The sequence below is a fragment of the Actinocatenispora sera genome, assembly GCF_018324685.1.
In the GTDB taxonomy this organism is placed as follows: Bacteria; Actinomycetota; Actinomycetes; order Mycobacteriales; family Micromonosporaceae; genus Actinocatenispora; species Actinocatenispora sera.
In genome coordinates, this window is the sequence record NZ_AP023354.1 from 2260333 (window position 1) to 2280153 (window position 19821).

Consider the following 19821-nt stretch of genomic DNA (forward strand, 5'->3'; position numbering starts at 1 on the left):
GTGCGCCGGGTCAGCCGTGGTCGGTGGCCTGGGCCCCGTCGACGTAACCCCGCGCGTACTCCCAGGAGACGTAGTGGTCCGGGTCGGGCTGGTAGGCCGGCTCGTGCAACCGTGGGTGGCCGTGCTCGAGCACGTGGTGCAGGCTGCTGCGCAGCAGTTCCCAGGCGACGTAGTGGGCCGCATGGCAGTCGTCGCAGTCGAACACCACGCCGCGGATCCCGGTCGGCTCCAGGAACCGCTGGAACTCGTCCAGCTCGGCCAGCTCGGCGGTGACCTCGTCGCGCTCGTCGTCGGCCAGCGGCCGCCCGGGCACGCCGCCGAACAACCCGGCGGCCGGATCGGTCGGGTCGTTCGCGAAGGGGTCGAGCGGCTCGTCACGCACGAACCCACGGTATCGCCTGGGTACGCTCGTTCGCCGCCCGTGCGCCGCCGGGTGATCCCGACAACCAGGCAGGTTCCACGCCGGTACGGGCGTCCCGCAGTGCCGTGGACCGCACCCGGGAGCAGCCCGCGTGGCTGGCAAGTTGCCGGGCGTAGGATCGGAACACGCGGCCGGTGGCAGCGCTTGACGCCCGGCGTGCCGACGGTTCCCGCGTGCCGGAAGACGACCAGGCCCGGCCACCGGGGTCAACCAAGATCGGATCAACATGGCTGCCACGCATCCCGTCGACCATTCCCAGGACCTGCCGCTCGGCGCCGCCGCCCGGCTACCGCTCGGCCTCACCTTCGACGACGTGCTGCTGCAGCCCGTCGAGTCGGACGTCGATCCGGCCGAGATCACCCCGGCAACCCGGCTGACCAAGGACATCGAGCTGGCCATGCCGCTGGTGTCCTCGGCGATGGACACGGTCACCGAGGCGCGGATGGCGATCGCGATGGCACGGCTGGGCGGCATCGGCGTGCTGCACCGCAACCTGTCCATCGACGACCAGGCGAGCCAGGTCGACCTGGTGAAGCGGTCCGAGGCCGGCATGATCACCCATCCGGTGACCTGCTCGCCGGACGACACCCTTGCCGAGGTCGACGCGCTGTGCGCCCGGTACCGGATCTCCGGAGTCCCGGTGGTGGGGCCGGACGGCGTGCTGCTCGGCATCGTGACCAACCGCGACATGCGGTTCGTGGCCGACAAGCAGACCAAGGTCGGCGCGGTGATGACGCCGCAGCCGCTGGTGACCGCGCCGGTCGGGGTGGCCCGCGCGGACGCCTTCGCGCTGCTGCAGCAGCACAAGGTGGAGAAGCTGCCGCTGGTGGACGACGACGGCCGGCTGCGCGGTCTGATCACCGTGAAGGACTTCACCAAGTCCGAGCAGTACCCGGACGCGACGAAGGACCCGGCCGGCCGGCTGCGGGTGGCGGCGGCCGTCGGCATCGGCGACGAGTCGTACAAGCGGGCCCGCACGCTGGTGGACGCCGGGGTCGACGTGGTCGTGGTGGACATGGCGCACGGCCACAGCCGGGCCGTGATGGAGATGGTGTCCCGGATCAAGGCGGACACCGGGGTGCAGGTCATCGGCGGCAACGTGGTCACGTACGAGGGGGCCAAGGCGCTGGCGGAGGCCGGTGTCGACGCGGTCAAGGTCGGCGTCGGGCCCGGCTCGATCTGTACCACCCGGGTGGTCGCCGGGGTGGGGGTGCCGCAGATCACCGCGATCATGGACACGGTCGCCGCGTGCAAGCCGCTCGGCGTGCCGGTGATCGCCGACGGCGGGATGCAGTTCTCCGGTGACATCGCGAAGGCGGTCGTGGCCGGCGCGGACAGCGTGATGCTCGGCTCGCTGCTGGCCGGCTGCGAGGAGAGCCCCGGCGAGCTGATCATCATCAACGGCAAGCAGTTCAAGTCGTACCGGGGGATGGGGTCGCTCGGCGCGATGCAGACCCGCGGTGCCGGCAAGTCGTTCTCCAAGGACCGGTACTTCCAGGGTGAGGTGTCCACTGACGAGCAGCTGATCCCGGAGGGCATCGAGGGCCAGGTGCCCTACCGCGGGCCGCTGCGCGGTGTGGCCCACCAGCTGGTGGGCGGGCTGCGGCAGGCGATGCTCTACTCCGGCGCGCAGACGCTGCCGTCGCTGCAGCAGCGCGGCCGGCTGATCCGGATCACCGCGGCCGGTCTGAAGGAGAGCCACCCGCACGACATCCTGATGACCGCCGAGGCGCCGAACTACCACACCCGCTGAGCCGCCGACCGGTTCCGCGTACCGATCGGGTGGTCCCGTCGACGCACGTGCCGGTCACCGTGACCGGTACAGTGCCGTTTCGGGTGTGAGTTCCGGACAGCGCGGCGATCCGGGCTCCGGATGGCGGGAGGGGTCCATCGTGCGGGACATGGTCGAGATCGGAATGGGCAAGGCGGCGCGCCGCGGGTTCCACCTCGACGAGGTGGCGCTCGTGCCGACCCGCCGCACCCGGGACGTGGACGACGTGTCGACCAGCTGGCAGCTCGACGCGTACCGGTTCGACATCCCGTGCGTGGGGCACCCGTCGGACGCCACGATGAGCCCGGAGTCGGTGGTGGCGCTGGGCCGGGCCGGTGGCCTCGGGGTGCTGAACGCCGAGGGGTTGTGGACCCGGTACGAGGACCCGATCCCGGTGCTGCACGAGCTGAGCCAGCTGGACGAGGAGGCGGCCGCCACCCGGCGGCTGCAGCAGCTGTACGCGGCGCCGATCCGGCCGGAGCTGATCGGCGAGCGGGTCAAGCAGATCCGCGACGCCGGCGGCACCGTGGCGGTGCGGGTATCGCCGCAGCACACGCTGCAGCTGGCCCCGGTGATCCTGGACGCCGGCATCGACATCCTGGTCATCCAGGGCACGATCGTGTCCGCCGAGCACGTCTCGAGCACCGACGAGCCGTTGAACCTCAAGGAGTTCATCGCCGACCTCGACCTGCCGGTGGTGGCCGGCGGCATCACGAACTACCAGACGGCGCTGCACCTGATGCGTACCGGCGCGGCCGGCGTGATCGTCGGCGTCGGCGCGGACGACTTCTCCACCACCGACACGGTCCTCGGCATCCGGGTGCCGATGGCGACGGCGATCTCCGACGCGGCCGCGGCGCGGCGCGACTACCTGGACGAGACCGGCGGCCGGTACGTGCACCTGATCGCCGACGGCGGCCTGTCCACCTCCGGTGACATCGCGAAGGCGCTCGGCTGCGGAGCGGACGCGGTGATGCTGGGCGAGCCGCTGACGATGGCCACCGACGCGCCGGCCGGCGGCGCCTGGTGGCACTCCGCGGCGAGCCACCCGAAGCTGCCGCGCGGCATGTTCAGCCCGGCCGGCGAGCAGCTCGGCAGCCTGGAGGAGATCCTGTACGGGCCGTCCGACGACCCGGAGGGCGCGATGAACCTGTTCGGCGGGCTGCGCCGGGCGATGGCCAAGTGCGGTTACTCCGATCTCAAGGAGTTCCAGCGCGTCAACCTCATCCTCGACCGCTGACCGTCGAGCCGACTCGGACCGTCGAGCGGTCTGGTTGATCTGGGCCGGTGAGCGGGCTGGCCGGCTCGGACCGCTGAGCGGTCGGTTCGGAGCGGCTTCTCACCGGCGCCCGGGGCGGTCGCGCAGCGCGTCGGCGAGGCGGTGGATGCCGTCGTCGATCTGCTCGGCGGGCACGGTGCCGAAGCCGAGGGCCAGGCCCTGTTGCCGGTTTTCGTTGGTGCAGAAGCGATCCAGCGGGTCGACCGCGACGCCCTGACGGGCCGCGGCGGCGAGCCGGGCGCCGAGGTCGGGATCGGGTTCGGTCAGCCGGGCGGCCACGTGCAGGCCGGCGGCGGACGGAACCACGGACAGCCGGTCGCCGAACCGGCGGTCCAGGGCGGCGAGCAGTGCCTCGCGGCGCGCCGAGTACGTGCGCTGGGCGCGGCGGACGTGCCGGGCCAGCAGCCCCTCGTCGATGAACCGCGCCATCGCACCCTGGATGACCGGGTCGCCGTACCAGTCGGCCACCCGGCGGGCCGCGTGCAGCGCCGGGATCAGCGACGCCGGCGCGACCAGGAACCCGAGCCGCAGCATCGGCGCCATCGTCTTGGCGAACGATCCGACGTACACGACCCGGCCGGCGGTGTCCAAGCTCTGCAACGGATCCAGCGGCCGGGCGCCGTACCGGAACTCGCTGTCGTAGTCGTCCTCGACGATCACCGCGCCGTGCCGGCCGGCCCAGTCGAGCAGCGCGTGCCGGCGGGCCGGCGACATCGCCACCCCCAGCGGGAACTGGTGCGACGGTGTCACGTACACCAGCCGGGCGTCGTCCGGCAGCGCGGTCACGTCGATGCCCTCGCCGTCCACCGGAACGCCGGTGAGCCGGGCACCGAGCGCCCGCAGCGCCTGGCGGGCCGGCAGGTATCCGGGGTCCTCGACGGCGACCCGGTCGCCCGGTTCGACCAGTACCCGGCCGAGCAGGTCGATGGCCTGCTGGGCGCCCTGGGTGACGACGACGTCGTCGGCGCCGGCCCGGACCGACCGGGACAGCGCCAGGTGCCGGGCGATCGCGGCGCGCAGCGCGGGCAGCCCGGCCGACTCCGCGTACGGCGGTCGGCGCAGCGTGGTGGCGCGCAGCTCGGCGGCGACCAGCCGGCGCCAGGTGGCGAGCGGGAACAGGTCGGGGTCCGGCACCCCGACCCGGAAGTCGTACGCGGCCGGGGACGCGTCCGGTGCCGGTTCGGCGGCGAGCTGCCGCCAGATCGCCCGCGGCCGGACCCCCTGCCGGGGCGCGGTCGGCGCATCGGCCGGCGCGGTCGACACCGGGCGCACGAACGTACCGGCGCCGACCCGGCCGGTCAGGAATCCCTCGGCGATGAGCCGCTCGTATGCGGCGGTGACGGTGGTGCGGGACACCGCGAGCGTGTCGGCCAGCTCGCGGCTCGGCGGCAGCCGGGAGCCGGACCGCAGCCGGCCGTCCACGATCGCGTCCCGCAGCTGCCGGTAGATCCGGGTGGTCCGGTCGCCGCGGCCGGCCAGGCTGATGTGCACGTCGACCACGAGCAGCAGCCTACCCATTGGTCCAGTCGAGATCACAGATCTTGGCCTGTCGGTGCGCCAATGTCGCACCGTAGCGTGGCGGCCATGAGCCGGTTGACCTCGGTACAGGGCGCCGCCGTGACCATCGGCGCCGTTCTCGGCACCGGCGTGATCACGCTGCCCGCACTCGCCATCCGTACCGCCGGGCCGGCGTCGCTGCTGGCCTGGCTGGCGCTGATCGTGCTGTCGGTACCGCTCGCGGCGTCGTTCGCGGCGCTCGGTGCCCGGTACCCCGACGCCGGCGGCGTGTCGACCTACGTCCGGCGCGCGTTCGGCCGGCGGGCCGCAACGGTCGTCGGCTGGTGCTTCTACCTGGCGGTGATGACCGGCGCGCCGGCCGCCGCGATGTTCGGCGCCGGGTACGTGTCGGCCGCGCTCGGCGGCGGCCGTACCACCACGATCGTGGTGTCCGGGCTGATGATCCTGGCGGTCGCCGCCGCGAACGCGTTCGGGGTGTCACTGTCCGGCCGCATCCAGGTCGGCCTGGCCGGGCTGCTGGTGGCGCTGCTGCTGGTCGCCACGATCGCCGCCGCGCCGCACGCGCACCTGACCAACCTGCATCCGTTCGCGCCGCACGGCGGCCTCGCGGTGGTGTCCGCGGCGACGCTGCTGGTCTGGGGGTTCGCCGGCTGGGAGGCGGTCACCGCGCTGGCCGCGGACTTCCGCCGGCCGGCCCGCGACCTGCCCCGCGCCACCGCCGCCGCCCTGATCGTGATCGGGGTGCTCTACCTGGCGATCGCGGCGGCCAGCGTGCTCGTGCTCGGCGCCGCCGCCGGGCACGCCCAGGCGCCGCTGGCCGACCTGCTCGCGATCGCGTTCGGCGGCGGGGTGCGGATCTTCGCCGCGGTCGCCGCCGTGCTGCTCACGCTGGGCGCGATGAACGCGTACTTCTCCGGTGCGGCGAAGCTCGGCGCGGCGCTCGGCCGGGACGGCGCGCTGCCCGGCTGGTTCGCGCACGGCAGCCAGGCCGGCGAGGTACCGCGGCGCAGCCTCGCCGTCGTGACCGTGATGGGCGGTTTGGCGCTGCTGGTGGTCGCGGTCGCCGGCGCCGGCACCGAGGTACCGACCCGGCTCACCACCGGCTCGTTCGTCCTGGTGTACGTGCTGGGTACGGCCGCGGCGGTGAAGCTGCTGCCGCGCCGCAGCTGGTCCCGCCGGGCCGCGGCGTTCGCGCTGCTGTGCGTGTCCGCGCTGTTCGTGCTGGCCGGCTGGTACCTGCTGTGGACGCTCGCGGTGGCGGCCGCTGCCCTGTGCTACGACCACCTGCGGCACGGCCGGCGGCGCGCGCCGGAGCCGACCGGCGAGGCCGAACTCTCCCGCGCCGGGCAGTGACCGAGGCGCCGGCGGATCCTCCCGGGCGCCGAGCGCCGCCGGGGCCTCGGGCAAATCGAGGCGCCGGCGCATCCTCCTGGGCGCCGAGCACCGCCGGGGCTCAGGCGGGCAGCGGCGGGGTCTCGCCGGTGAGCACCAGCCGCCGCTCGGCCCGGTGCCGGCTCACCGCGATCGTGTAGCCGGCCCGCACCGCCACCAGCTCCAGCGTGTCGCCGCCGGTGGCGCTGCGCACCACCGACCAGCCCTCCGCCACCAGGTGCCGGCGGACCGCGGCGATCCGATGCTCCGGGTCGCCGTCGGCGAGGTCACCGATCTCCACCCGGATCCGGCTGACCAGCGACCGGGCCGCACCGTCGGACAGCGCGCCGGCGCCGATCGGCCCGGCGTCGACCGCGACGACCGGATGCTGGTCCGGCACCGCCGCCACCGCGGTCACCAGCAACAGGCCGCGCAGCTCGTCGCGGGCCTGGTATGGGTTCGTGGCCCGGCGCGGCTCGCTCATCCGCCGGCCCCCGTCGTCGGAGACTGCGTGGCAGCCGGCCGCTGCGTGCCGCTCGACTGCGCCATCGTCGGCTGCTGCGCCGCCGGGGACGAACGGTCCGTGGCCGGTCGGGTGAGGACCCCGTCGAGGCTGCCCAGCACCCCGTCGACCGGTGCCTGGCCGGGCGGGTGCACCACCGCCGCCGGCCGGTCCAGCCCGGCGAGCGCGAGCTCCTCCTCCAGCGTGGTGTCGGTCCCGGTCACCTCGGTCAGCCGGCCGGCGACCACCCGGGCCAGGTTGTCCAGCGACTCGCTGCCGATCGCGTAGTACCGGTCGTGCCCGACGACCTCCGTCCCGCCCTGGGTGTCCAGCCTGGTCACGTCGGCGAAGTCGGCCGGATCGGCGCCGTGCACCCTGGAGTACGCGAGGGTGTCGCCCGGTGCCCGCACGGCCCAGCAGCGGGTGCCGGTGTGCGCCCGCAGCACCGGGTCGGGCAGGTCGTCCCGGCCGCTCGGGGTCGCCGGCCGCAGGTCGGCCGCCGACCTGATGCGCTCGCCGAGGCCGGCGCTGCCGACGAACACCACGTCGTCCGGCTGGTACCCGGCGCGCAGCGCCGCGGCCACCAGGACGGTGCCGAAACCGTGCCCGAGCAACACCGTACGGGCACCCGGGAGCAGGTTCGGGGTGATCCCGGCGACGAACCGGCGCAGCGCGGTCGCCCCGCTGCGGGCCCGCGCCGACATCCCGCCGGGGCCCGCCGCGCCGGCCGAGTCGTACCCCAGCCAGACGACCACCGCGGTACCGGCGCCGGCGGTGTCGGCGAGCAGCCGGGCGTCCGCGGCGAGCGAGTTGAACGTGTCCAGCCCGTTGCGCCCGCCGGGGACCAGCACCGCGACGTTGCGGGCCCGGGCCAGGTCGCCGAACACCTCCGCGACCCGGCCGGCGCCGCTCGGGTCGAAGCCGAGGAAGCTGCGCTCGTACCGGTTGGTGACGCGGGAACCGCTGGCCGGGTCGACCGCGCTGACCGCGCGGGTGGCGAGAAAGGAGTTGAGCGTGCCGATCCGCTGGTTGATCGCATCGGTGGTCCGGGCCCGGGCCACCGACCGCTCGCCGCCGGCCGCGGCGGCCAGCTCGCTGCGGCTGCGCCGCAGCTCCGACCGGCTCTCGTCGATCAGCTGCCGGCTCGCCGCGTACCGCTCCGGCAGCGGTGCGCCGGGCAGCCCGGCGACCAGCCTCGGCCGCTTCGTGCGGGCGGCCCGCCGCCGCGCCGCGGACATGCCGGCATACAGCAGCATCACCGCGGGGGCGAGGTCGTGCACCGAGCTGTGCCGGGTGGACAGCTCGTCGAGCCGGTCGGCGTCGTCGGGCTGCTCGGCCGGCGGGTCCGGGTCCGCGTCGTCGGCGCTCGCCAGCGCGCTGCCGCCGGCGCCGGCCGGCGGGGCGGTGACCTGCGGCCGGTCGGCCGGTTCTGGGTCGGCCAGCTCGCCCGGCGCGGCGCCGAGCTCGCGGGACGCGTGCAGGTCGGCCGCCTCGGCGACCACCAGCGCGCGGGCCGCGAGCGAGGCGGCGGTGCGGCGGACCGAGTCGTACACGTTGGCCAGCGGGCCGAGCATGGTGGACGGCAGCACGGTGACCTCGGCCCGGCCGTGCACCCGGCAGCCGACCAGCTCGGCGAACGAGTCGGCCAGCGACAGCAGCTGGGTCGCCTCGTCCAGCCGTTCGGCCACGTCGGCGACCACCGTCGCGGCCTGGGTACGCGCCTCGCCGAGCCGGCGCGCGTCGTCGACCAGCGCGTGCCGGTGCGCGGTCGACGCGGTCGCCGCCGGCCCGTGCCAGTTCGCCAGGTCCTTGCCGGCGGACTCGACCGCCTGCTCGACCACCGATGCCATCCGGGCGGCGTCGGCGCGCAGCGCGTCGGCGACCGCGGCGACCCGGCCCGGCCGTACCTGGCGGAGCTGTTCGACGGTGAGCATCACGAGTCGCCGCCGCGCAGCACCTGGTCGATGATGCGTTCGGTGTCGTCGTACCGGTCGGCGGCGGCGCGCAGCTGGTCGGCGTGGTCGGAGTAGTCGGCGGCGAGGCCCGCGACGCAGGCGTCCCAGCTGGCGTGCAGCCGGGACAGCGCCGAGCCGAACGACCAGCCGTCGAGCCCGGCGTCGCCCAGCAGCTGGGCCGGATCCGGCATCGGGCCGAGCGGTTCGTCCGGGCCGGTCGCGGCGTCGGAACGGCCTGGCCGGGCGTCGCCGGACGGAGTCGTCGGGGTGCCACCGGTCGGGCGCTGGCCCGACTCGACGGGGTGGCCGAGGCGGTCGCCGATCTCGGCCAGTCGGGCGGCGGCGCTGCGCAACCGATCGGTGTCGACCTCGAACCGGTCCGCGGTCATGACCGTCTCCCTCCTGCCCGCGTACCGAAGATGGACCGCCGTGCCGAGCATCCCCCGTACCTGCTCGGGCAGCGGTGCGGCCGACCAGCGACCGCGCACCACGCCATACCACCGGCGCGCTACCCATCAGGTGCCATACGGGGGATCATTGTCCATCGACGCAAACCCCGCAGCCGGAGGAGCACGATGACTGTGACCGAGCCGATCGCCGGCTTCGACGTGGTGATCGTCGGGTCCGGATTCGGGGGCAGCGTCGCGGCCCTGCGGCTGACCGAGAAGGGCTACCGGGTGGCCGTCGTGGAGGCCGGTCGCCGGTTCGCCGACGACGAGTTCCCGGAGACGTCGTGGCGGCTGCGCCGGTTCCTCTGGGCGCCCCGCCTGGGTTGCTACGGCATCCAGCGGATCACCCTGCTACGCAACGTGTTGGTACTGTCCGGTGCGGGTGTCGGCGGCGGCTCGCTGGTCTACGCGAACACGCTCTACCGGCCGCCGGAGCGGTTCTTCGCCGACCCGCAGTGGGCCGACATCACCGACTGGTCGGCCGAGCTGGCGCCGCACTACGACCAGGCGGAACGGATGCTCGGCGTCGTGCCGTACGTGGGGGAGACGCCGTCGGACCGGGCGATGCGCACGGTCGCCGAGCAGATGGGTGTCGGCGACACGTTCCACAACGCGCCGGTCGGTGTCTTCCTCGGTACCCCGGGTGAGCCCGTCGAGGACCCGTACTTCGGCGGTGTCGGCCCGGCCCGCAGCGGCTGCCTGCAGTGCGGCGAGTGCATGACCGGCTGCCGGCACAACGCCAAGAACACCCTGGTCAAGAACTACCTCTACCTGGCGGAGAAGGCCGGCGCACGGGTCTTCCCGCGCAGCACGGTCACCGCGGTCCGGCCCCGGCCCGGCGGCGGGTACCGGGTGGAGATGACCCGGACCGGTTCGGTCGGTACGCGGGCCAACCGGCAGGCGTTCGCCGCCGACCAGGTGGTGTTCGCGGCCGGTGCGCTGGGCACCCAGCGGCTGCTGCACGAGATGCGTGACACCGGGGTGCTGCCCGGGCTCTCGCCCGCACTCGGCACCCTGACCAGGACGAACTCCGAGTCGATCGTCGGCGCGAAGTCGAACCGGTCGGACGTGGACTTCACCCGCGGGGTGGCGATCACCAGCTCGTTCCACCCCGACCCGGACACCCACATCGAACCCGTCCGGTACGGGCACGGGTCGAACGCGATGGGGCTGTTGCAGACGCTGCTCACCGACGGCGGCGGGCGGCTGCCCCGGTCGCTGAAGTGGCTGGCCGAGGCGGCCCGGCATCCGGGCGCGCTGGCCCGCGGCATCTCCACCCGCCGCTGGTCCGAGCGCACCATCATCGCGCTGGTGATGCAGTCGCTGGACAACTCGCTGACGGTCCGCCGGCGGCGCGGCCCGTTCGGCGGGCTGACCAGCAGCCAGGGGCACGGCGAGCCGAACCCGGGCTGGATCCCCGCCGGCAACGAGGCGGTACGCCGGCTGGCCGAGCTGATCGACGGGACACCGGGCGGCAGCTGGGGCGAGATCTTCAACATCCCGCTGACGGCGCACATCCTGGGCGGCTGCCCGATCGGCGCCGACCCGGAGCACGGCGTGGTCGACGCCTACCAGCGGGTGTACGGGCACCCCGGGCTGCACGTGCTGGACGGTGCGGCGGTGTCGGCGAACCTCGGCGTCAACCCGTCGCTGACGATCACCGCACAGGCCGAGCGGGCCGTCTCGCTGTGGCCGAACCACGGCGCCGACGATCCGCGCCCGCCGCTCGGCGCCGACTACCGGCGGGTCGAGCCGGTGCCGCCGTCCGACCCGGTCGTCCCGCCGTCCGCGCCGGCGGCGCTGCGCCTCCGGCCGGCCCGCTGAGGCGTTCGCCCCGACCTGTCGTGATCTGCCCGCGACCCGGCAGCCGACCTGCCGCGGTCGGGCGCCGGCTACCGCGAACCGGCGGGGAAGCCGTGGCGCAACCCGGTGAAGGCGAGCTGAAACCGGCTCGCGCCACGCTGTCCGTATGAGCATCACAAGCATGGACACCACCCGCCGGCCGTCCGGCCGCCCGGGTACCGGGGGCGCCGACCTCGCGGTGTACGCCGAGGGGCTGGTCAAGTCCTTCGGCGGGCAACGCGCGGTCGACGGCATCGACCTGGTGATCCCCACCGGCGGGGTCTTCGGGGTACTCGGCCCCAACGGCGCCGGCAAGACCACCACGCTGCGGATGCTGGCGACGCTGCTGCGCATCGACGCCGGCCACGCGGAGATCTTCGGCGTCGACGTGGCCCGCCAGCCACACGTGATCCGCCAGCTCGTCGGCGTCACCGGGCAGTACGCCTCGGTCGACGAGAACCTGACCGCGCGGGAGAACCTGTGGCTGTTCGCCCGGCTGCACGGCATCCGGTCGGCGCGCGGCAAGAAGCTCGCCGTCGACCTGCTGGACCGGTTCGGGCTGGGCGACGCGGCGGACAAGACCATCGCCAAGTTCTCCGGCGGGATGCGCCGGCGGCTCGACCTCGCCGCGAGCCTGATCACCACCCCGCCGCTGATCTTCCTGGACGAGCCCACCACCGGGCTGGACCCGCACACCCGCGGCCAGATGTGGGACACGATCCGCGGCCTGGTGGCCGACGGCTGCACCGTGCTGCTGACCACCCAGTACCTGGACGAGGCGGACCAGCTCGCCGACCGGATCGCGGTGATCGATCACGGCCGCAAGGTCGCCGAGGGCACGCCGGAGGAGCTGAAGGCCGCGGTCGGCGACACCAGCCTGAAGCTGGTGCTCGCCGAGCCGGAGCAGACCGGTGCGGCCGGCGACGTGATCCGCCGGGTGCTGGGGATCGATCCGATCCTCAGCCCGGAGCGGTCCCGGCTGCAGGCGCCGCTGAAGCAGGCCGACCTGGCCGCCGAGGTACTGGTCGCGCTACGCGACGCCGGCATCCGGGTTGCGTCGGTCAGCGTCGAGGCGCCCAGCCTGGACGAGGCGTTCCTCACCCTGACCGGCCACCCGGCCGAGTCCCAGGACGACGAGTCCACGAAGGAGGAACGGCGATGAGCGAGCGTGAGCGAGTGAATCATGGGCATGGTGCGCCTTGGTGCCTCATCGGCGTTCCGACGAAGGAGGAACGGCGATGAGTGCGATTTCGGTGACCGGTGAGCGGGTACGGCCGGCGGACCGGGTCGCCGCGGCACGCCGGCGGATCAGCCCGGGTGAGGTCGTCAGCCAGACGATGACGATGGCGTGGCGGGCGTTGAAGAAGATGCGCCGCAACCCGGAGCAGTTCTTCGACGTGACGCTGCAGCCGATCCTGTTCACCGCGATGTTCGCGTACATCTTCGGCGGCGCGATCGCCGGCGACGTGCGCAGCTACCTGCCGCTGATGATCCCCGGCATCCTCGCCCAGACGGTGCTGACCACCTGCATGGCCACCGGTACCCAGCTGCGCGAGGACATGGAGAAGGGCGTCTTCGACCGGTTCAAGTCGCTGCCGATGGCGCGGATCGCGCCGCTGGCCGGTCCGATGGTCGCCGACCTGGTGCGGTACGCGATCGCCGCGACGCTGACGTTCGGCATGGGCATCGCGGTCGGGTACCGGCCGGACGGCGGGGCGCTCGGGGTGCTCGGCGCGATCCTGCTCGCGATCATCAGCGGGTGGTCGCTGGCCTGGGCGTTCACCTGGGTCGGCACGATCGCCCGCAGCGCCCAGGCGGTACAGGGCATCTCGATGATGATCATGTTCCCGCTGACGTTCCTGTCCAACGCGTTCGTGCCGCTGACCTCGCTGCCGGGCTGGCTGCAGGCGTTCGTCCGGGTCAACCCGGTGTCGCACATGGTCACCGCGGCCCGTGACCTGGCCAACGAGGGCACCATCAGCGCCGAGGTGGGCTGGACGCTGCTGGCCTGCCTGGTGGTCGTGGCGATCTTCGCCCCGCTGTCGGTACGCAGCTACCGCCGGCACCTGTGACCCACCGCCGTACCACGGTGCCGGCGTGACGGTGGCGCCGGCAGTGCCTCGATCCGGGCGCTGCCGGCGTCAGCCTGCGTCCGGTCCGAACGCCTCGTCGAGTACCCGCTCCGCCTCGTCCCGCAGCGCCGGTCCGCGGCGCTGGCCGTACTCCGCGCGTACCGCGTCGAGGCGGCCCGGCGCGGCCCGTTCGGCGTGCGGGACGAGTCGCTCCGGCGCCATCACCGGGACCACGCGTACCCCGCCGAACCGTTCGGACAGCACCAGCATCCGGACCGCCGGTTCGGTCTCCAGTGCGTGTCGCAGCAGCGCCCAGCTGGCGAGCCCGAACAGCAGCGCGCCGGCCACCGGGTAGTCCGGGAACGCGGTAACGCCGAACAGCAGGCGGCGGACGCTGCGGACGGAGTCGGCGTAGAGCCCCGTGCCGAACGCCAGCTCCGCCGGCCCGGCGAACCGGGCGTACGCGGTCAGCGCCGCCGCCTCGGCGGTCATCACCCAGGGCTCGGCGCCGGTGAAGACCGCCGGGTTCGGTACCCGGAAGTCGCGGGCCCGGCGCACCGCCAGCCGGAACTCCGCCAGCGCCCGCTCCCGCTCGCCACTCGCCAGGGCCAGCTCGGCGGTACAGAGGTGGATGAGCCCGAAGCTGCCGAAGACCGCGGTGCCGTCGACGGCCCGGGCGATGCCGGCCAGCTCGCGTTTCGCGGCGTCCAGGTCGCCGTGGTGGATCGCGGCGGTGAACAGCACGGCCCGCATCTGCGTCTGGTCGTCGACCGACCCCACCCGGGTCAGTACCGGCAGCGCAGCGCGGGCGTGCTCGACCGCGCGCCGAGGGTCGCCCAACCGCAGTCGCAGCGACGCCAGCATCGCGTGCAGGATGGCCGCCACCCACGGACCGTCGGTGCCGAGCGACAGCGCGAGCGCCTCCTCCGCGGCGGTCGCCGCCGCCTCCGGTTCGCCGGCGTTCTCCAGCAGGAAGCTCGTCACCTGCGCGGCCAGGAAGACCACGTTGGGGTCGTCGCTGCGCCGGAGCTCTTCGAGCTGCCACCGGCTCGCGAGGCCCTCGGCCGGATCGCAGGCCAGCAGTACCGTCGCCATCGCGGCGATGCGGGGCTCGGTGTCCGGCCCGGTCGGCAGCCGGGCGAGCAGCTCGCGCAGCGGCAGCGACAGCTCGTCGTCCAGGATGGTCATGATGTTCATCAGCGTCGTCACCACCGCCGCCCGGGTGACCTCGACCAGGTCCGGAGGTGGGTGCCAACCGGCGAGAGTGGCGCTGATCGCGTCGCCCTGCGCGATGAGGCGCAGGTGGTCGCCGCGCAGCGACCACAGCGGCGCGAGCCCGGCCAGCAGGTGTACCAGGGTCGGCCGGTCCGGCTCGGCCAGCGCCTGGCGCAGCAGCTCGCCGAGGTTGCCCTCCTCGGCCCACAGGGCGTCCGCCGCGTCGAACTGGTCCGGACCGAACAGCGCCGCGGAGTGCCGCGCGGTGTAGTCGATCGCCCAGTCGCGCTGGGCCGCTCGGGCCGCGTCCGCCTGGCCCGCCTCCGTCAGCCGGAGCCGGCCGAACTCCCGGACCGTCTCCAGCATCCGGTAGCGCAGCCCCGTCCCGGTCTCCTGGACGGTCAGCAGCGACTGCTCGGCGAGCGCATGCACCGCGGACAGCGCGGCCGGGCCGAGCATCCGTTCGGCCGCGTCGAGGGTGAACCCGTCGCCGAACAGCGACAGCCACTCCAGCGCCTGCCGCTGCGCGTCGTCGAGCAGGTTCCAGGACCACTCGATCACCGCACGCAGCGTCCGGTGCCGGTCCGGCGCGCTACGGTCGCCGCCGCGCAGCAACGCGAACCGGTCGGCCAGCCGGCGGGCGACCTCCTCCGCCGACATCACCCGTACCTTGGCCGCGGCCAGTTCGATCGCGAGCGGCAGGCCGTCCAGCCGGGTGACGATCTCGCGGACGGTCGGCTCGGCGAGGGTGGCGCCCGGCCGGACGGCCAGGGCACGCTGCGCGAAGAGCGTCTCGGCGTCCGGGCCGGCCAGTTCGGCGAGCGGGTAGACCTGCTCGGCGGGGATCGACAGGGGCGCCCGCGAGGTGGCCAGCACCCGCAGGTCGCGGGTCGTGGCCACCAGGTACGCGGCGAGCTCGGCCACCGCGGCCACCAGGTGCTCGCAGTTGTCCAGGATCAGCAGCGCGGGTGCGCCGTCCAGCTGCCGGGCCAGCCGGCCGCGTACGTCGGCGCGCTGCTGGGCGGTGAGCATCCGCCGGCCGGGCACCGAATCGCGCACCCCGAGCATCGCGCCCACCTCGCCGACCACCGCCTCCGGCGTGGAGACGCCGACGAGCTCGACGAAGTGCACCACCGGTGCGGTGGAGCGGCGGCCGACGGCGTGCGCGAGCCGGGTCTTGCCGAGTCCGCCGGGGCCGACGATCGACACCACCCGGTGCGAGCCGAGCAGGCCGAGCACCGCGGCGATGTCCCGGTCGCGGCCGAGCAGGGCGGAGGAGTCGTAGTACAGCCCGGTGCGTACCGGCCGGTCGGCGGCGAGCAGCTCCGCGTGCACCCGGGTCAGCTCGGGCCCGGGGTCGGCGCCGAGCCGCTCTCGCAGCGCCGCGCGATGCCGCTCGTACCGCTGCAGTGCCGGCCCGGTGCCCCGGACCGCGGCCTCGCTGCGCAGCAGCTGGGCGAGCAGTTCCTCGTCGCCGGGGTGGTCGGGCAGCGCCGCCTCGAGCAGCGGCAGCGCGCCGTCGTGGTCGCCGCCGAGGCTGCGCGCCATCCCCGCGATCCGCCGGGCGGCGGCGCACCGGGCCGCGGCCTGCCCGGTGAGCTCGGCGAGCGGCCCGTCCGGCGGTACCGGGAGGGCGCCGCCGAGCCGCAGCGCGTCCTCGGCCAGCCGGCGGGCATCGTCGGCCCGGCCGGCGCCGAGCGCCTGCCGGGCCTGCTGCACGGCGGAGGTCAGTCGCAGCGCGTCCACCTGGTCGTCGGCCAGCCCCAGCCGGTACCCGCCCGGGGTACGCAGCACCGCGTCCGCGGCGGTCGCCGCCCGGGTGCGCGAGACCACCACCTGCAGCGCCTTGGTCGGGTTGGCCGGCGGCTGGTCCGGCCACAGCCGGGCGACCAGCTGCCGGTCGGCGACGCCCGCGTGCGGGTGCAGGGCGAGCAGCGCGAGCAGCGTCCGCGCCCGGTCCCCGGAGATCGGCGTCCCGTGCCAGCGGACGCCGTCGAGCAGGGTCAGCACCGGAGCCACACGACCCAGGATATGGGCCGCCGCCAGCGGATTTCGGCGCCGCACCGGTGCCGGGCGTGCGGGGGCGGGCAAGGATCGCCCCGAAGGGCGCGCAGCGGACATCTCGACCGGGTCAGCCGGTACCGGCGACCGGCAGGTCGGTCGGTGTGCGGGTGACCGACAGCCCCGCGGTACGCGCCAGCTCGGCCAGCTCGACCGCGTCGGTGACGGCGAACCCGTGCGGGTCGTTGTTGAGATACACGTAGGTCTCGGTGCCGGCGAACGTCTCGCCGATGCGGTCCAGCCACCGGCGCAGCGCGTCGCTCGGGTAGTGCGGCCACGGCTCGGTACCGCCCTCGTGCAGCCGCAGGTAGCCGAAGTCGGCGGTCCGCCAGGTGGGGGTGACCGGGCCGAAGCGGTCGGCCCAGCACAGCGCGGCGCCGTGCCGTTCGAGCAGGTCCCGGGTCGACGGCGTCCACCAGGACTCGTGCCGCGGCTCGACCGCCACGCGCTGCCCGGCCGGAAACGCCGCGAGGGTGGCGGCGAGCCGCTCCGGTTCGGCGGTGAGGGTCGGCGGCAGTTGCAGCAGGATCGGGCAGAGCCGGTCGCCGAGGCCGGCGGCGTGCGACAGCAGCCGGGCCACCGGTTCGGCCGGCTCGCGCAGCCGGCGTACGTGGGTGAGGTAGCGGCTGGCCTTGACCGTGAGGACGAACCCGTCCGGGGTGCGCTGCCGCCAGGCCGCGAACGTCTCGCGGCTGGGCAGCCGGTAGAACGCGTTGTTCAGCTCGACCGTGTCGAACCGCGCCGCGTAGTGCTCCAGCCAGCGGCGCTGCGGCACCCCGGCCGGGTAGAGGACGCCCCGCCAGTCCCGGTATTGCCAGCCGGACGTGCCGAGCACGATCCGGGCCGCTCCGCGACCGCTCACCCACCCAGTCTGCGCTGCCCGCCGGCTCCTCGCCCGGCGCGGCGCGCTACACGGTGGGCGAAATCGTCCGGCATGTGGGATCGGGGCAACGCGGGCATAACAGTTTGCAGATCGCGCCGGAGAGACCTATCCGGCATGTCAGTCGGCTTGTAAGCTCAAGCATCGTTCATAGCCGGAACTTTCCAGACTAACCCTTGGGATACGTTCGGCGCCTTAACTTCCCGAAAACTGGAAGTGTGAGGCGGGAAGAGGACGTGCGAGACCGTGGCGACGACGCAGCTAGACCGACCCAGCCGGCGCGGGGTCGCGGTGCGGAGCCGGCGACGCTCGCGCGACCGGTCCGGTCCGACCGCGGTGCTGTTCAGCCTGCCGGCGCTGGCGATCTTCGCGGTCTTCACCATCCTGCCGACCGGCTACACGTTCGTGATCAGCCTGTTCAACTGGAACCCGCTGAACGCGTCGCAGTCGACGTTCATCGGCGCGGACAACTACCGCAGGCTGTTCGCACACTCCACGCCGTCGTTCGCGGCGAGCGCGCTGACCTCCCTGTACTTCACCGCTGGCATGGTCATCGGCGGCACCGCGATCTCCCTCGCGATCGCGCTGCTGCTGTCCCGCGGCGGGGCCTGGCTGTCCGGCGTGCGGGTGGCGGTGTTCGTGCCGCACGTGACGCCGCTGGTGGCCACCTCGATCGTCTGGGTATGGATCTTCAACCCGCAGTTCGGCCTGGCCAACGCGATCCTGCGCTGGCTGCACCTGCCGGCGGTGGACTGGCTCGAGTCGTCCACCACCGCGATGCCGGCGATCCTCACCTACAGCCTGTGGCACGAGGTCGGGTTCACCGTGGTGATCTTCCTCGGCGGCCTCGCCGTGGTCAGCGGCGAGCTGGGCGAGGCGGCCCGGGTCGACGGGGCGAACCGCTGGCAGGAGTTCTGGTACGTCACCTGGCCGCAGCTGCGGCCGGTCACCCTGTTCGTCGTCACCGTCTCGACGATCTCGTCGCTGCAGGCGTTCACCCAGTTCTTCGTGATGACCGAGGGTGGCCCCGCGGACGCCACCACCACGCTGAGCTACCTGCTGTACCAGGAGGCGTTCGTCTTCTTCCACACCGGCTACGCGGCGGCGCTCGCCGTCGTGCTGTTCGTCGTCACCGCGCTGTTCACGGTGTTGCAGTTCCGCACCCGTCGGTCCACCTCAGCTAGGAGTACCAGTGCGTAAGACTCGTGTCGCCGCCGCGCTCGCGGTGTGCGTGCTCGGCGCGGGCGGGCTCGCCGCCTGCGGATCGGGCTCGTCGTCCGGCAAGACCACGATCACCTTCATGGAGGCGATGAGCGCCGGCGCGCTCAAGCCCACGATGGAGACGCTGACCAGGCGGTTCGAGAAGGCGCACCCCGACATCGACGTGCAGCTGCAGGTCGAGCCGGACTACGGCACGCTGCGCAACAAGGAGACCGCGGCGCTGTCCGCCGGGAAACCGCCGACGATCGGCCAGGTGTACTCGGACTGGGCGGCCACGTTCGCCAACAGCAACGTGGTGGTGCCGCTGACCGACTACGCGAAGCCGGCCGACCTGAAGGCGCTGTATCCCAGCGTGCGCGGCGACCTCTACCTGCCGTCCGACCACAAGCTCTACATGTGGCCGTTCAACAAGAGCGTGGTCATCCAGTACTACAACCAGAAGATGCTGTCCGCCAAGGGAAAGGGCGCCCCGAAGACCTGGGACGAGTTCGCCGCGGCGGCGAAGGCGGTGTCCGGCAACGGAACCGTCGGCATCGCCATCGACCCCGGCGGCTCGGCCGGGCCGGCCGGCGGCGAGGCCTGGTTCGAGATCCTGTCCCAGGCGAACGGGACACCGGTGTTCTCCGCCGACGGCAAGCCGCAGTTCACCAGCCCGGCCGCGGTCAAGGCGATGAACTTCCTCGTCGGGCTCAAGAAGGCGGGCGCGCTGACGCTGGGCAAGAACTACCCGGGCCAGGTGGCCCTCGGCGCCGGCAAGGGCGGCTTCGACATCTCCAGCGTCGCGAGCTACTACTTCAACGCCAAGGCGGTGGGCGGGAAGTTCCCGATGGGCACCGCCCCGCTGCCCACCGGTCCCGGTGGCACCCGGGCCAACCAGATGGCCGGCACCAACATCGTGATGTTCGCCAAGGCGTCCGACGCGGAGCGCAAGGCGGCCTGGAGCTACCTGAAGTTCCTCACCTCCGCCGACTCCCAGGCGTACTGGGCGGAGTACTCCGGCTACCTGCCGGTGACACCCGCCGCACTGCCGAAGATGACCGACTTCGTCAAGAAGAACCCGTACCAGAAGTTCGCCGCCCAGGCGCTGACGACCGCCAAGGCGGACCCGCCGTACCCGTGGATCACGCAGGCGCAGGGCATGCTCGCGGTGGCGATGCAGTCGGCGATCACCGGCAAGCAGTCGGCGTCGGCGGCGCTCGGCTCGGCCCAGAAGCAGGCCGTCGACGCGATGAAGTCGGGGCAGTAGGTGGCGACCCGGCGACGC

The 19821-nt window shown here is 73.7% G+C and carries 15 protein-coding genes; 8 read left to right on the forward strand and 7 right to left on the reverse strand.

The window, feature by feature from the left end; all coding sequences use genetic code 11:
• Positions 1-10: 10 nt before the first annotated feature.
• The gene (locus tag Asera_RS10935) at positions 11-382 is read right to left on the reverse strand and encodes a DUF5319 family protein (protein WP_030449266.1); all 372 of its coding nucleotides are present in this window, start codon (positions 380-382) and stop codon (positions 11-13) included.
• A gap of 265 nt (positions 383-647) precedes the next feature.
• Between Asera_RS10935 and guaB the strand changes: the two genes are divergently transcribed.
• Positions 648-2174 carry an IMP dehydrogenase gene (gene guaB, locus Asera_RS10940; RefSeq protein ID WP_051802946.1) on the forward strand — a complete coding sequence of 509 codons (1527 nt, stop codon included), beginning with the start codon at positions 648-650 and terminating at the stop codon, positions 2172-2174.
• A 139-nt stretch (positions 2175-2313) separates the two neighbouring features.
• Positions 2314-3432, forward strand: a complete 1119-nt coding sequence (locus Asera_RS10945) for a GuaB3 family IMP dehydrogenase-related protein (protein ID WP_030449268.1) — start codon at positions 2314-2316, stop codon at positions 3430-3432.
• A 99-nt stretch (positions 3433-3531) separates the two neighbouring features.
• Here the strand turns inward: Asera_RS10945 and pdxR are convergent, their stop codons facing one another.
• The gene (gene pdxR / locus Asera_RS10950; RefSeq protein WP_030449269.1) at positions 3532-4989 is read right to left on the reverse strand and encodes a MocR-like pyridoxine biosynthesis transcription factor PdxR; all 1458 of its coding nucleotides are present in this window, start codon (positions 4987-4989) and stop codon (positions 3532-3534) included.
• Between the two features lie 66 nt (positions 4990-5055).
• Between pdxR and Asera_RS10955 the strand changes: the two genes are divergently transcribed.
• Positions 5056-6342 (forward strand): APC family permease, encoded by a 1287-nt coding sequence (locus Asera_RS10955; RefSeq protein WP_244843829.1) that lies wholly within the window; start codon positions 5056-5058, stop codon positions 6340-6342.
• A gap of 100 nt (positions 6343-6442) precedes the next feature.
• On the opposite strand, the gene Asera_RS10960 is transcribed toward Asera_RS10955, so the two are convergent.
• The 3 genes from Asera_RS10960 to Asera_RS10970 are packed head-to-tail and all read right to left on the reverse strand — an operon-like array spanning position 6443 to position 9206.
• Positions 6443-6844 carry a hypothetical protein gene (locus Asera_RS10960; RefSeq protein WP_030449271.1) on the reverse strand — a complete coding sequence of 134 codons (402 nt, stop codon included), beginning with the start codon at positions 6842-6844 and terminating at the stop codon, positions 6443-6445.
• Positions 6841-8796, reverse strand: coding sequence for an alpha/beta hydrolase (locus Asera_RS10965; protein ID WP_157035144.1), 1956 nt, complete (start codon positions 8794-8796; stop codon positions 6841-6843). Before Asera_RS10965 ends, Asera_RS10960 begins: the two co-directional genes overlap by 4 nt.
• Positions 8796-9206: a type VII secretion target gene (locus Asera_RS10970; RefSeq protein WP_030449273.1), complete on the reverse strand. Its 411-nt coding sequence runs from the start codon at positions 9204-9206 to the stop codon at positions 8796-8798. Before Asera_RS10970 ends, Asera_RS10965 begins: the two co-directional genes overlap by 1 nt.
• Positions 9207-9392: 186 nt before the next feature.
• Between Asera_RS10970 and Asera_RS10975 the strand changes: the two genes are divergently transcribed.
• The 3 genes from Asera_RS10975 to Asera_RS10985 all read left to right on the forward strand — a co-directional run bounded on the left by Asera_RS10975 (position 9393) and on the right by Asera_RS10985 (position 13180).
• A complete protein-coding gene (locus Asera_RS10975) occupies positions 9393-11090 on the forward strand; it encodes an FAD-dependent oxidoreductase (RefSeq protein ID WP_030449274.1) in 1698 nt (565 codons plus the stop codon).
• A 145-nt stretch (positions 11091-11235) separates the two neighbouring features.
• Positions 11236-12270, forward strand: coding sequence for an ATP-binding cassette domain-containing protein (locus Asera_RS10980; protein WP_211255776.1), 1035 nt, complete (start codon positions 11236-11238; stop codon positions 12268-12270).
• A 76-nt stretch (positions 12271-12346) separates the two neighbouring features.
• The gene (locus Asera_RS10985; protein ID WP_030449276.1) at positions 12347-13180 is read left to right on the forward strand and encodes an ABC transporter permease; all 834 of its coding nucleotides are present in this window, start codon (positions 12347-12349) and stop codon (positions 13178-13180) included.
• 69 nt (positions 13181-13249) lie between these two features.
• On the opposite strand, the gene Asera_RS10990 is transcribed toward Asera_RS10985, so the two are convergent.
• Positions 13250-16414 carry an ATP-binding protein gene (locus Asera_RS10990; RefSeq protein ID WP_030449277.1) on the reverse strand — a complete coding sequence of 1055 codons (3165 nt, stop codon included), beginning with the start codon at positions 16412-16414 and terminating at the stop codon, positions 13250-13252.
• A gap of 112 nt (positions 16415-16526) precedes the next feature.
• Positions 16527-17318 (reverse strand): DUF72 domain-containing protein, encoded by a 792-nt coding sequence (locus Asera_RS10995; RefSeq protein ID WP_244843831.1) that lies wholly within the window; start codon positions 17316-17318, stop codon positions 16527-16529.
• Between the two features lie 309 nt (positions 17319-17627).
• On the opposite strand from Asera_RS10995, the gene Asera_RS11000 reads away from it, so the two are divergent.
• Both Asera_RS11000 and Asera_RS11005 read left to right on the forward strand, forming a co-directional pair.
• A complete protein-coding gene (locus Asera_RS11000) occupies positions 17628-18536 on the forward strand; it encodes a carbohydrate ABC transporter permease (protein WP_051802950.1) in 909 nt (302 codons plus the stop codon).
• Positions 18529-19803, forward strand: a complete 1275-nt coding sequence (locus Asera_RS11005; protein ID WP_030449280.1) for an ABC transporter substrate-binding protein — start codon at positions 18529-18531, stop codon at positions 19801-19803. Before Asera_RS11000 ends, Asera_RS11005 begins: the two co-directional genes overlap by 8 nt.
• Positions 19804-19821 lie beyond the last annotated feature (18 nt).